General features: G+C 41.8%; 12 protein-coding genes. 5 read left to right on the top strand and 7 right to left on the bottom strand.

Annotation, left to right across the window (positions count from 1 at the left end):
• The first annotated feature begins 70 nt into the window (after positions 1–70).
• Positions 71–964, top strand: coding sequence for a LysR family transcriptional regulator (locus ACE1OE_RS08720; RefSeq protein WP_449210759.1), 894 nt, complete (start codon positions 71–73; stop codon positions 962–964).
• 85 nt (positions 965–1,049) lie between these two features.
• Complete coding sequence (locus ACE1OE_RS08715; RefSeq protein WP_372062335.1) at positions 1,050–1,829, top strand: helix-turn-helix transcriptional regulator; 780 nt, start codon at positions 1,050–1,052, stop codon at positions 1,827–1,829.
• Here ACE1OE_RS08715 and ACE1OE_RS08710 read toward each other — a convergent pair.
• On the bottom strand, positions 1,770–2,378 hold the full coding sequence (locus tag ACE1OE_RS08710; protein WP_449210758.1) for an acyl-homoserine-lactone synthase: 609 nt from the start codon (positions 2,376–2,378) through the stop codon (positions 1,770–1,772). The two genes, ACE1OE_RS08715 and ACE1OE_RS08710, sit on opposite strands and share 60 nt — an antisense overlap.
• 509 nt (positions 2,379–2,887) lie before the next feature.
• On the opposite strand from ACE1OE_RS08710, the gene ACE1OE_RS08705 reads away from it, so the two are divergent.
• Positions 2,888–4,207 (top strand): diguanylate cyclase, encoded by a 1,320-nt coding sequence (locus tag ACE1OE_RS08705; RefSeq protein WP_449210757.1) that lies wholly within the window; start codon positions 2,888–2,890, stop codon positions 4,205–4,207.
• A 27-nt stretch (positions 4,208–4,234) separates the two neighbouring features.
• Positions 4,235–5,149 (top strand): LysR family transcriptional regulator, encoded by a 915-nt coding sequence (locus ACE1OE_RS08700; protein WP_449210756.1) that lies wholly within the window; start codon positions 4,235–4,237, stop codon positions 5,147–5,149.
• Between the two features lie 66 nt (positions 5,150–5,215).
• On the opposite strand, the gene ACE1OE_RS08695 is transcribed toward ACE1OE_RS08700, so the two are convergent.
• The gene (locus tag ACE1OE_RS08695; RefSeq protein WP_102467927.1) at positions 5,216–5,842 is read right to left on the bottom strand and encodes a response regulator transcription factor; all 627 of its coding nucleotides are present in this window, start codon (positions 5,840–5,842) and stop codon (positions 5,216–5,218) included.
• A gap of 458 nt (positions 5,843–6,300) precedes the next feature.
• On the opposite strand from ACE1OE_RS08695, the gene ACE1OE_RS08690 reads away from it, so the two are divergent.
• The gene (locus tag ACE1OE_RS08690) at positions 6,301–6,435 is read left to right on the top strand and encodes a hypothetical protein (protein ID WP_277869421.1); all 135 of its coding nucleotides are present in this window, start codon (positions 6,301–6,303) and stop codon (positions 6,433–6,435) included.
• 92 nt (positions 6,436–6,527) lie between these two features.
• On the opposite strand, the gene ACE1OE_RS08685 is transcribed toward ACE1OE_RS08690, so the two are convergent.
• The 5 genes from ACE1OE_RS08685 to ACE1OE_RS08665 form a co-directional block, all read right to left on the bottom strand.
• Positions 6,528–7,145 carry a glutaredoxin gene (locus ACE1OE_RS08685; RefSeq protein ID WP_372062328.1) on the bottom strand — a complete coding sequence of 206 codons (618 nt, stop codon included), beginning with the start codon at positions 7,143–7,145 and terminating at the stop codon, positions 6,528–6,530.
• 76 nt (positions 7,146–7,221) lie between these two features.
• A complete protein-coding gene (locus ACE1OE_RS08680; protein ID WP_449210755.1) occupies positions 7,222–8,112 on the bottom strand; it encodes a DMT family transporter in 891 nt (296 codons plus the stop codon).
• Positions 8,113–8,368: 256 nt separating this feature from the next.
• Positions 8,369–9,403 carry a porin gene (locus ACE1OE_RS08675; protein WP_372062325.1) on the bottom strand — a complete coding sequence of 345 codons (1,035 nt, stop codon included), beginning with the start codon at positions 9,401–9,403 and terminating at the stop codon, positions 8,369–8,371.
• 289 nt (positions 9,404–9,692) lie between these two features.
• Complete coding sequence (locus tag ACE1OE_RS08670) at positions 9,693–10,730, bottom strand: porin (RefSeq protein ID WP_449210754.1); 1,038 nt, start codon at positions 10,728–10,730, stop codon at positions 9,693–9,695.
• 202 nt (positions 10,731–10,932) lie between these two features.
• Positions 10,933–11,970, bottom strand: coding sequence for a porin (locus tag ACE1OE_RS08665; protein ID WP_449210753.1), 1,038 nt, complete (start codon positions 11,968–11,970; stop codon positions 10,933–10,935).
• Positions 11,971–12,068: the final 98 nt, after the last annotated feature.

The following is a 12,068-nucleotide window of genomic DNA, read 5'->3' as shown; positions in this document are numbered from 1 at the left end:
AGCCAAATTTGTATTGCAATGTTGATGGCATTAGACAGAATCAAGTGAGACTATTTTGGAGAATTCTTTCATGCTTCATTCTACCATTAACTTACTTGATGTTCGGGCGTTTGTGTTAGTCGCTAATCTTGGTAATTTTACCAAAGCAGCAGAAGCGTTAAATGTCTCAAGATCTCACGTGTCCCGCCAAATCCAGGCGCTTGAGAAGGAAATGGGCGTCAGCCTAATGATACGTACCACCCGAACGATGAAATTGACGCAAGCAGGTAAGGCTTTGCTCACTAGCTGCGATACAGCGCTGAATACTATTGATCAAGCCGTACATGCGGCCGTAGACGATAACGATACGGTGAAAGGAAAAATTAGCATTAACTGCGTTGGTGGGTATATCGGCGAAGAGTTAGTCGCTAATTTTCTTGCAAAGTTCTCACAACGCCATCCTGATGTATCAATTGATCTCGATTTTTCGAGTCACCGTGTCGATTTACTGGAAGATGAGTTTGACCTAGCCATTCGAATGGGGGTATTACCTGACGCGAATTACATAGCACGGCATTTAATTGATATCGAAATGTTGACACTGGCAAGTCCAATTTACTTACAAAGCGCGGCGCCAATCGAGCACCCTAAAGATTTGAAAGATCATAATTGTCTTACAGGTTCAGTGACCAAATGGCAGTTTATTCATGCGACGAGTAATGAAACCGTTGAAACGACGATAAATGGTGATTTGACATGCAAGAATGGAAGAGTGCTGGTTAACAGTGCCAAAGCCGGACTTGGTATTATTAGAGTGCCAGCGATGTACTGTGAGCCTGAACTAGCAGCAAAAACGTTGGTTCCTGTCTTTGGGCTGTGGGGCATCAAACCGGTGCCATTATCTTTAATATACCACCGAGATAGATATCAACCGAAACGAATTAAAGAGTGTGTGTCGTTTTTAAAAGCCGCATTTGAACAGTGAACGTTTGTTTTTTTCTGTGAGGCACGCTATCGTTGGGCAACTAAGTGCCTATCTTCTAGATACTCAATAAGAGCTAAGACCGTCAGTGCAATCCGTCAATAAAATCAATGAAATCTTAAAACGTGATATTCAGTCTTGTGAAGAATTTAGTTTAGAAAAACTGAATGACAAGCTTCTTGCTGTGACAGATGTACTCGATTTTGAACATTTTTTGTTTGCCGTTTCTGTCCCGATCACATTAATGCGTGCTGAAAATGTTGTACTAACGAATCAACCTATGAGTTGGCGTGAGTTTTACGAAAGTAATGAGGTGATGTACTTTGATCAAGTGGTACTGCATTGCCGCAATAGTATGGCCCCTATTCAATGGCAAGATATCATTAACAATGGCGTAGAAGATAGCAAGAATGTCGCGAAGTTAGCGTCAGATTTTGGGCTAGGGGATGGCATCACTATACCGCTACGTGCGAACTTTGGATGTTTAGGATTACTCAGTTTTTCAAATAGGAAAAATGCGACATTACTGTCAAATGAATCAACGTTGTTGGCAACGTATGTCGGTACGCTAGTTGCTGACTACATTAATGATGTCAGACAAGTCGTCTGCAAGCAGCAACTAGGCCACGTGGAATCAAGCTTAACGTTACGCGAACAAATTTGTTTGGCGTGGGTTGCTGAGGGGAAAAGCTCATGGGAAGTCGCGCAAATTCTTGGCTGTTCAGAACGAACGGTTAATTTTCATATCCAGAATGCGAGTGAAAAGCTTAATGCTTTCTCTCGCACCCAAGCCGTATCGAAAGCCTTGTTAACTGGCTCGATCGAACCGATGTTGGTTTATCGTAGTGTTGGTAAACCAATGTCGTAAATCATCATTAATTGGCACACGCAGTGCAACGCTGCGTGTCGTGTCGAGTAGATGTACCTTTCCGTCACCTAATCGGGTACTTGGAATGCCAATTAGCCTCATAATTCGTTCAATTCCGGTTGACGTTAATGTGACATATTCGGTGTAACCCTGCTCAATGGCATATTGAACCACTAGATAAAAGAGTAGAGATGTGAAGTTAATATGGCTCGCACGTTTTGCTATCTCTCTATCCACAGCAAACCTAGTCAGCTCGACAATAGATTCATCATTAAACACCTCGCCTTGCAGTAATTCTGGGAAGGTATTGTTAAGCATGTAGGGCTGATTGGTGTGAAGGAGTCGCCAGCAAGCAGCGACTCTTCCTTCATATTCAATAAGGATATACTTAGAATCTAGTCGGTCATATTCATCAATATCCAATTGATTTTGAGTACTGATGGACCAACGTAATCGCTCAACAAACACTTGATAGCGTAGTTGGTGCATTTCAAGCTTTTGCTGCGTGGTAAGTTCGCCATAAGTACAAATGTGAATGATGGGTTCCATGGGATGTCCTCTTAGGTTAGTTCGCCTTAAGAGGTTATCGCTGGGAGCGTTTGATTATCACTGACAGATTGGCCAGCTTGTATTTTTATAAAACTACAAATGTCAACCTGTAAGTTTCTGCAGTTTATTAATTTATTAATAAGTGTATAAATGTAATCAGGCTCTGTAGACCATACAAAACAACGTCAGAACATAGATTCAACGATTATAAAACAGTCACAAATGGCTAGGTGACTTTCGGTTTACAGAGCCGTTCCCTTCAAATTTGTCAATTCTTCCTGATTTGCTCGTTTTTAGAACTATTAGTGTTTTTTAAGCGAATAGTATTTTTGAAACGAATAGTATTTTTAGAACGAATAGTGTTGTTTGACGTCACTGAAATCGAGATAATACTCCGTTAAATGCATTTGGCCAGTAAGGCTCATTTGCTCATTTATTCAGTTAAGTATCTGACGTCTATGCGAACTCAAACAAAAAAATATGCAATTATTGTATGCAAGGCTACATTATTGTCATTTGGCCTCTATGCGATGGTACTCGTTAAAGCCGTTGATAAGTTGGTAGAAAATGAGGTAGCGCAGTTTCATCTATTCACAAAATCAATAACAGACTATAAATCAACGCTTTATTTACTTGGAGTGTTATTTGAAGCTGAGATAAAAGCGACGCATACCTCGGAACAGTATGGTCCGTATCTTAAGTCTGGAAAAATCTACGCGGCCGACAATAAAAATGGCTTTACCATTAATGAACGTATTGTGAGTATGACGGCCAATCGTCTACTTCTGAATATGCCAGAAGTAACAATGGCAGAAGAGGTATTGTTCTACTATCGCTCCTATGAGAGTGATAAAATTATGGCTACACAGTCATTTGAGCTTGCTAATGGTATTAGGCCAGTTAGTTTAGATAAAATGTGCAATGAATCAATGGCCTGCGCAAAGTATGCCAATGAAGACGATCTGAAAAACAGGCTGATCATATCGAATATATATCACGATAATGTTACCGATCAGCCAATCATGACTATATCAAGCCCAGTTTACTTTGAAAAAGAAATATTAGGTGACATTAATGTTGATGTGTACCTAAGAAAGTTCCCGTTTTTAGAGAATAAAGAGTTTATTGACTCAGAAGCAGAGCTAGGGAGACAGATTATTCTAGAGGATATGCGTTACCCCTATACTGACCATGCTTACTCTATCGATTACTTAGCAGACGATAACTTTGTTATTACTTATCGAATACCTTATAGCAAGATAGTGGTCGACTATGGTTGGTTGTTTATTGGGCTGATTACATTGCTTACTTATGTAATGAACCGATTAGATGAACTCAAAGTGAAGCGAGAGAAATTGAAAATCGCCGAGGTTGCTATCCGCAAAGATGAACTCACAGGGCTCTATAATCGAACCATTTTAAAAGACAGCGCGATAAAATATGCAATGGAAAAACAAGGTATCGCCGTTATTGCCATCGATGGTGACAAGGTAAAGGCTGTCAATGATAACTATGGTCACCATGTTGGAGACGAGGCTATCATTCATATTGCAAATTCGATGCGACGATGCTTTCGAGAAAGCGACTATTTGATTCGCAGTGGCGGCGATGAGTTCATCGCAATTTTACCGGGTTGTACGTTACTGGCCGCGGAGAAAGTGGCTAAAAAATTCGCAAATGAAGTCGCATCAAAGCCATTCGGGGCGGAATCGCTCACACTTGAAGTTAGCTTTGGCTGCACCGTTCTTCGGGAGCATGAATCACTAGACAGTGTTTTAAAACGTGCAGACGCTTCGCTCTATTTAGCGAAAGAACATAAATACGAATAGCGTATTTAACACGAGAAGGCATGCGTAATGCATAGAGAGTACGATTTTAACCTATTAAAAGTCTTGCTGATGATCTATCAGCATCGAAGCCTGACGGCGGTAGCTGCTCGTCTTGGAAAAACAGAAAGCGCAGTAAGTAAACATCTGTCAAAGTTGAGAGAACAACTTAAGGACCCACTGTTTGTTCGAACTGCTGATGGTTTCGAACCGACTCATTATTTGGAAAGGATCATTCCTGGCATTGAAAAAGGTCTTAAATCGGTTGAGCGAGCCCTAGCTCATGGTGAAGATTTTGATGAAAATAACCATGTGCAACCGATTAAAATCGCGCTTTACAACGTCTCTCTTGAACAGTTTGGAGCGCCGCTTTACCAGGCTATTCGTTTAGCGTTTCCCAAAGCAATGATCGAACTAATCACGTGGCGAGGAACAACGTACCAGGATATTATTGATGGCAATATTCATATAGGCGTGCAACTGTTTAACGAGGAGTGCCCTAAAACGATTTATCAATCTAACGTACTCCACGTTGAAATTGGCGCGGTTGTTGGTCGTCAAAGCGTGATACAGACGTGGGAAGATGTCTTTAAGAATCCATGCGTGCATTTTGAATTGAGAGGCTGGAACGACGTTCATCATAGGTTGATCAAGTCGATGGCTCAAAATGGACTAACGCTAGATTATCGTGTAAAGCTGGATAATCTAACGGCAACCTATCATCTTTTGAAACAAAACGACTACTCAGCAATTTTGTCTCAAAATTTGGCTCACTCCAATGAGTTTCGTTTTATTTCTTTTCCAGATTATTTACAGGCTTACATCCCTGTTGTGGCTTGTATGAAGCAAGGTAACCGGCAAAACCCTTTGCACCTTCGGCTGAATCAGATTATTAAGCAGGTACTGAATGAGTCGCGAGTCACTTCTGATTTTAATTCAAAGTGACTCGCTTTTTATATTTTAGTGAGGCTAATGCTCTTAAATGACCATAGACTGTGACCGTGAGGGAGACTAACTTGCTAGGCGAATGTCTGTTTGTACAACATCATGTGAATTGACCAGTTCGACGATCGACTTTGCTTCATATTTGTCGAGAATTCTAGACTTATAAGTACTAATAGTTTTTGCGCTCAGTGATAAAAATTCTGAAATTTGTTTGTTGGTATACCCTTTTTTAAGGTAATTAAATACGACGGTTTCACGTTGTGAAAGTACGATCTTTCGGTTACTAACCTTGTAGTCGGTCTTGAACAAATTGTATCCACGAATGACACCGCTAATGGCATCACGAATTAACGCAGGTTCTTCCGATTTACTTAGGTATCCGTTCGCGCCGAGCTTGTACGCGGTCTCAGAATAGATGGGGTACCCATAACTCGAAATAAAAATAGACCGTCCTTTATAACCCGCAGCAAATGCACGTCGCATAAATTCAAATCCGTCGGCTTCGGCAAGGTTAACGTCGAGGACGATGAGATCAATACTTCCTGCTTTAACAAGATCGAGTGCGACCTGCGTATCAGAGATCTGGTGGATCAAATTAACCGTGTCGAGACTTGATACGATACGAGCAATGGCTTCTCTCACGAGAGGGAAATTATCAATGATCAAACAGTCTTTTGAGTGTGAATGGAGCATTTCCAGTACCTTGTTGAAAAATGAGCGATGTAAAAGAGAATCAAATAGGGTCCTTCACTCACTTTACTGCATCGTTTCTGCAGGATTGTTTGGTATCCGTTACTAAAATTTGATCTTCAGGAGTATAAGCAACAATTTGAGGAAAGTGTGGAATGGTCGAAATTCCAATAAGGAATTTAGTTAGTATTCAATTAAATCGTTATAAAACAGTAGGTTGATTTTGTTTCTTGAGTAATTCAAATCGTGTCGACAATGGATGTTGTTTGACTTGCTGTTGACGTTGTCATTGTTTAGATAGTTCGTATTACCTGTAATAGTGAACCCATGTCTTTTGACTAAAACAAACATTGCGTGAAATTAAATTACAAAAAAAATGTGACGAACGTCTTGTAATTGTCCTATATCAGTATAAAATACACCTATATTGAAAATTAATTACAATCTTAGAGGGTTGAATCATGGGTTACGAACTAGGCGCGGCATATATTGGTCAATTAGCAGCCAAAAAAATGATTGACGACATGCTTTATGGCAAGCCTCAGCCAAAGAAAAAATCGTTCATTAAACGAATGATGAAAAAAATCAGTAAATAAGAATTGAAAAAGCTCGCATTTAGCGAGCTTTTTGCTTTCAGGACATGAGGTAAAAGGCGTAACAAAGTCGGAGCATGCTCTCTAAAGGCTGATTATGACGCAGATTTTTCTCCCAGCTCGAAGACGTTATTAGGCGGCGATGCTGCAGGATTTTCACTTAACCACACTTCTAATTGGTCAGCACCACCAATATATTCCCCATCCATCCAAATCTGAGGCACCGTCACGGGTGTTTTTTCACCAATATGTGCTTTGACTTCTGGGATCATGCGGTACAAGGCTGCGCTGTCTTTCACCACATCGTGATAATCATATTCAATACCAGCATCATCTAGGATTTGTTTTGCTTTTACGCAGTAAGGACACGTAGCCTTCCCAAAAACAATCGAGCCTTTGAGTTCATCACGTTGCGTCCATTCTTTAATGACCGACTGTACAAGCACGCCCCGGTTAAGTGCCTCGCCCTGACTAACGACCTTGCCCTCAACCATAATAATTGGCGCATGCCAAGCACCCGCTTTAAGCGGCTCCCACCAATGAGATAGCCAATCTTTTACCTCGAGCTCGACGGGAATCCCTGCAAGTTCAGTATTGAACGTATCATTTAAGATATCTTTGGTTAGCGTGCATTCACCGCATGGAATCGTTACCTTGAACGGACCCCAGCTTCCTGCCCAGCGATATAACGTAATTTTGATTGGCTCTGCCATATTGATCCGCCTCTTGTCTTTGTCTATTTAATTCTAGTCCGTTTCAATATAAGAACGACGTGTCATCAAATTAATTTCAAGAAATAGTTTTCTTTTTGGATTTTGTTTCCCAATGCGTAATAAAAGCAATAGACGCGACGATGATGGCAGCACCAATCCAAAGGCGGCCAGGAGGAACCCAGCTAAAGACAATCCAGCCCGCTAACACATTCATTGGCAGTTTAGCGTGATCAAATGGCTGCACAAACGAAGCATCAGCTACGGAGTAAGCCTTTACAATGGCCCACTGTGCAAAAGCTGTCAGTGCGCCCGCTCCAATCAGATAACCCCAAACCATCATGTCAGAAGGGAGAGACCACGAGGGGAGAGCGAGCATGAAATTAAAAGGCGTAATGAGCACCAATAAATAGATCACCATGGTGGAAGGGGGATCATTCGCTGACAGTTTTTTTACCATGAGTGAATAACAAGCCCAGAAAAAAGCGGCCCCAACCGGTAGCAATGTTGCCCAACTAAAAGAATCAGACCATGGCTCAAGGATCACCAATGCACCCACGAAGCCACATATCGTGGCAAGCCAGCGGGCTGCGCCTACCTTTTCCTTCAATATTAAACCAGAGCCTAAGGTTGCAAATAGGGGGGAGGTCATGAGCAGGGCGATACCTTGCCAGATGGGGACTGGGTAAGCGAGTGCCCACATCCAAAGCTGTATGCCAACGACGGAAAGTAGCACGCGAAAAAGATGAGCGCCAAAATGTTGAGTACGAAGAGAGCGAAAGATACCGGTTGCACGAAGGCTAGGGATAATGACAAGCAGCGCTATGGCATATTGAATGAGCGCAATCATGGTAGAGGACATACCATGATTAATACTGACTACTTGAGCGATATTATTGACTAGAGCGAAGGCGGCGCCAGCAGATAACATCCAGATTGCACCTTGGAGAGGCTGATGTGGTTGATTCATAAATCGTATTCTTCGTTTTTGACAATATTACTATGAAAACCGAAATTAACCAATTGTGTAAAAACGACACTTATTTGTATTCGTTCATACTGTTTAAGCGAACCTGTTTGGCGAGAGGCAAGAAATAAGAGACGAAAAGTAAATGAAGGTGGTGGCTAGAAAGTGATTCACCTAAAGCGACATGGTATGGAACGTAAAAGTCGCGCAGCGTGCACGACTTTTTTATGGGTCTGCTTAGATAGGCAAAGAGTCCGGATTAGAAATCGTAACGAAGCCCTAAACGAACTGAGTTTTCAGCGTCAACATCTTTGAGTTTTGCTGATTCTCCTTTTTTCAGATTGTTTAGCTTAAACGCTAAGTAAGTACGAAGGTTGCTGTTGAATTTGTATTGGCCCGTCAGCTCATAGAAGTTTGTTTTTTCTTTGCCACTCGCGGCGTCAGTGCTGTCTTTTTCGGTATTTTGGTACGCCGCTAACACTGAAAATCCATTGCCTACTTTGTAAGCCGCGGAAAGCTCAGCACCCTTAAAGTCTTTACCATTTTTGTCATCAAGTTCACCTTGAGTATACGTACCGCCAAGCTCTAGACCACCAATCGCGTAGCTTAATCCAGCAATAGTCTGTTTTGCGTTACCTTCATCGATACCGTTATTTTGGCCATTACCATTTTGTGCATAACCTAAACCAAGTGCTAAGCCAAATGGAAGGTGATATTTAGCCGCGACACCGGCGCCGTCGGTGTTCTTGTCTGAACCTAAAATAGCACTGGCTTCAACCGTTAGTGCATCCATGAAATCGGCGGAGTACTTGACGACATTATTCACTTGCTCGTCGCCAGCATTAATGAATTCTTTTTGAATACCGGTATAAATCTGACCATTATCCGACATTTGAGAAATGATCACGCCCGCCGTATCTTGTTTACCTAAAGACACAGCGCCAAATTCGGTATCTAGCCCTGCAAACATATAACGTTGCTTGAACTTATTGGCATCGGAACCATCGTCTTTACCGCCCGAACTGACTACGGCGTGCTCAACTTCGTATTTGCCAAAACCAGTAAGGCTATCGTTGATCTTTGATTGTCCTTTGATGCTTAAGCGAGCCCGGCTTTTGTTTTCCATGGTGCCATCAATGCTTTGGCCATTGTCTTTGCCGCCAAAATCACCACGAAATTCCATACGGCCGCCAATATCAAGGGATGTTCCGTCTTTGCTATACACTTCGGCTGCGCCAACCAGGCCAGACATCAACACTGAAACTACTGCACCGGCTACTACTGCTTTTTTCATTTTATACGTACCTTGGTTATCAAAAATGAGGCTCGTTACCTCAAGAACGCAATCAAAGTAAAATAGCTTTGTGAAAGAAATATGGCAGTTTTCTTAATTTAACTCATTGATTTTAAGGTTGTTAATAGGGTGTGGTGTGAATGTGTGTGGCGGAGTGAAATCAGATAAGGGTTGATTATTGTTATGGGGAGAGCGTTTTAGTTGGTAAGTATTATTGATTGAGGGAATAAAAAAAAGACCAGGGATAGCAGCCCTGGTCTTGGATTCGAAATAGGAAACTTAATGGTGTTTAGAAGTCGTAACGAAGACCTAGACGAACCGTATCGTCTGCTGAATTGCCATTGTTGCTGACTTCATCAGCGCTACGGTTATCTAGCTTGTAAGATAGGTAAGTACGTAGCGACTTATTGAAGTGGTATTGACCTGTTAGTTCAAAGAAATCGTTAAGAGTGAACTTATCGCCATCGTCTTTAAGCTCTTGTTTCTGGTAGGCAGCCATAATACGGAAACCATTGTCAAACTTATAAGTACCAGATAATTCAACACCAGAGAAATCAACGCTTTCACTGAATGCGTCAAAGTTATATGTGCCTTGGGTGTAAGTACCACCAACAGTTAAAGACGCGATTGAGTAGGCTAGACCACCAATAAATTGATTTGCATCGCCTTCGTCAGTAATTGTCGTGCCAGCAAGTTTTACTTCATTGAAGTCATTTTGCGCGTAACCAAGACCAATATCTAAACCGATTGGCGTTGAATAGATACCAGAGATACCATAGCCATTTTCATTTTTCTCTTCCGCCGCTATTACACTTGCTTTCAGCGAGAAAACATCAGCGAATAGGTTAGAGTACGCAATGGCATTGTTTGCTTGCTCATCACCTGCAGCAATGAATGTTTTTTGAGCGCCAGTCCAAATTTGACCGTCATCCGACATTTGAGAGATCTGAACGCCAGCCGTGTCTTGCTTACCGAAAGAGATATCACCAAATTGGGTACCGATACCTGCGTACATGTAACGTTGTTTGATTGAAGTCGTTGCGTCGTTGTCACCAGACGAATTCACACCTTGCTCAGCTTCATAGAAACCAAAGCCAGTCAGGTTATCAGAAATTTGCGTCTCGCCACCAACATTAATACGGAAGCGTGATTTGTTTGCCATCGTACCATCGATTTCTTGACCACCGTTACCAATGAAATCACCACGGAATTCCGCACGGCCACCGATCTTTAAAGACGTGCCGTCTGAATTGTAGACTTCAGCTGCGAGTGCTGAACCCGATGCCATCACTGCTACTACTGCGCTCGCCAAAACTGCTTTTTTCATCTTATTTACCTTTAAATAATATTGTTAGACATCATGTCTTCTTGGAATGCAAGTAGGTTATGTTTTGGCTGTTACAGATAAATGTAAGATATATTACATTTTGATTTAATTGAACTTTTTCAAAGTTAGAGTGTATGGAAATGTTTCTGGGCAATAAAAAAGGGCGAATAAATCGCCCTTTGGAAAGTAATTATATCGTTATTTAGAAGTCGTAACGAAGACCTAGACGTAGAGAGTTGTCAGCATCTTGTGCCGTCGTACCATCAGCTGCGAATGTTTGTCCATCAGCTGCTTCTAGGTTATTAAACTTGTAAGTAATATAAGAACGGATCGATTTGTTGAAGTAATAAATACCTGTTAACTCGACGTAATTACTAACGTTAAAGTTTGCGGCGGCATCTGGTGCGATTTCACCTTTCTGATACCCTAACACAGCCTCAAAATTGTTCTCAAATCTGTATTGAGCAACAAATTCGACACTATTGAAGTCGTTACTGCCAAGATTGTATTTTTTAGAACCCTCACCTTGCGTATAGGTCGCAGCAACGTAAAGCCCTTCCCAACGGTAGTTTAAACCACCAAGGAATTGTTTAGAGTCTTGCGCATTAGTACCTGGATTTTCGTTAGCGGCATAACCAAGACCAATACCCAATCCAAAGGGAAGGGTATAAATACCAGACAATGCCCAGCCATCTTCATTGGCTTGGTTAGAGGCAAGTAAACTAGCTTTGACTGATAGGGCATCCATAAAGTAGCCCGAGTAATTGATAGCATTGTTTATTTGCTCATCACCTGCCTGTATGAAGGTTTTTTGAATGCCACTATGTGTTGTTACCGTATCTGACATTTGGGAAATTTGGACGGTCGCAGCATCTTGCTTACCAAATGTTACGTCGCCACCATTTGTGGAAAGACCGGCATACATATAACGCTGTGTAAAGGCGGAGTTTTGGGAATTAGATGCATCGTTATTGACGGTTTGCTCAGCTTCGTAAAAAGCGATACCACTTAAACTATCCGTGATTTGTGTTTCACCACCCACGTTAATACGAACACGAGATTTGTTATCCATCGTCCCATCTAGTTCGCTACCTGAAGCTTGACCTTGGAAATCGCCACGGAACTCTGCACGTCCACCAATACTAAGTGACGTTCCGTCCGAATTATAAACCTCTGCCGCTAATGCTGAACCAGAGACGAGTGTTGTTGTAATCGCTGCTGCGATGGCTGCCATTTTCATAATTATATTCCTTCAATTATTATCACCACTGCAATGTTGCCATTGCGGGTATTAGTGCCTGCATACACATTAATACCTAAAGCAAGAATAGAACGGCA

This window comes from Vibrio sp. E150_011 (genome assembly GCF_053544015.1).
Note: the sequence above shows the minus strand (reverse complement) of the source record. Positions and strands in the feature narration are given on the sequence as shown.

Coding starts and splice junctions, on each gene's coding strand:
- ACE1OE_RS08710 (WP_449210758.1), bottom strand. CDS start 2,378: ATGGAACCCATCATTCACATTTGTACTTATGGCGAACTTACCACGCAG.
- ACE1OE_RS08675 (WP_372062325.1), bottom strand. CDS start 9,403: ATGAAAAAAGCAGTAGTAGCCGGTGCAGTAGTTTCAGTGTTGATGTCT.
- ACE1OE_RS08695 (WP_102467927.1), bottom strand. CDS start 5,842: ATGCTCCATTCACACTCAAAAGACTGTTTGATCATTGATAATTTCCCT.
- ACE1OE_RS08690 (WP_277869421.1), top strand. CDS start 6,301: ATGGGTTACGAACTAGGCGCGGCATATATTGGTCAATTAGCAGCCAAA.
- ACE1OE_RS08720 (WP_449210759.1), top strand. CDS start 71: ATGCTTCATTCTACCATTAACTTACTTGATGTTCGGGCGTTTGTGTTA.
- ACE1OE_RS08700 (WP_449210756.1), top strand. CDS start 4,235: ATGCATAGAGAGTACGATTTTAACCTATTAAAAGTCTTGCTGATGATC.
- ACE1OE_RS08680 (WP_449210755.1), bottom strand. CDS start 8,112: ATGAATCAACCACATCAGCCTCTCCAAGGTGCAATCTGGATGTTATCT.
- ACE1OE_RS08670 (WP_449210754.1), bottom strand. CDS start 10,730: ATGAAAAAAGCAGTTTTGGCGAGCGCAGTAGTAGCAGTGATGGCATCG.
- ACE1OE_RS08685 (WP_372062328.1), bottom strand. CDS start 7,145: ATGGCAGAGCCAATCAAAATTACGTTATATCGCTGGGCAGGAAGCTGG.
- ACE1OE_RS08665 (WP_449210753.1), bottom strand. CDS start 11,970: ATGAAAATGGCAGCCATCGCAGCAGCGATTACAACAACACTCGTCTCT.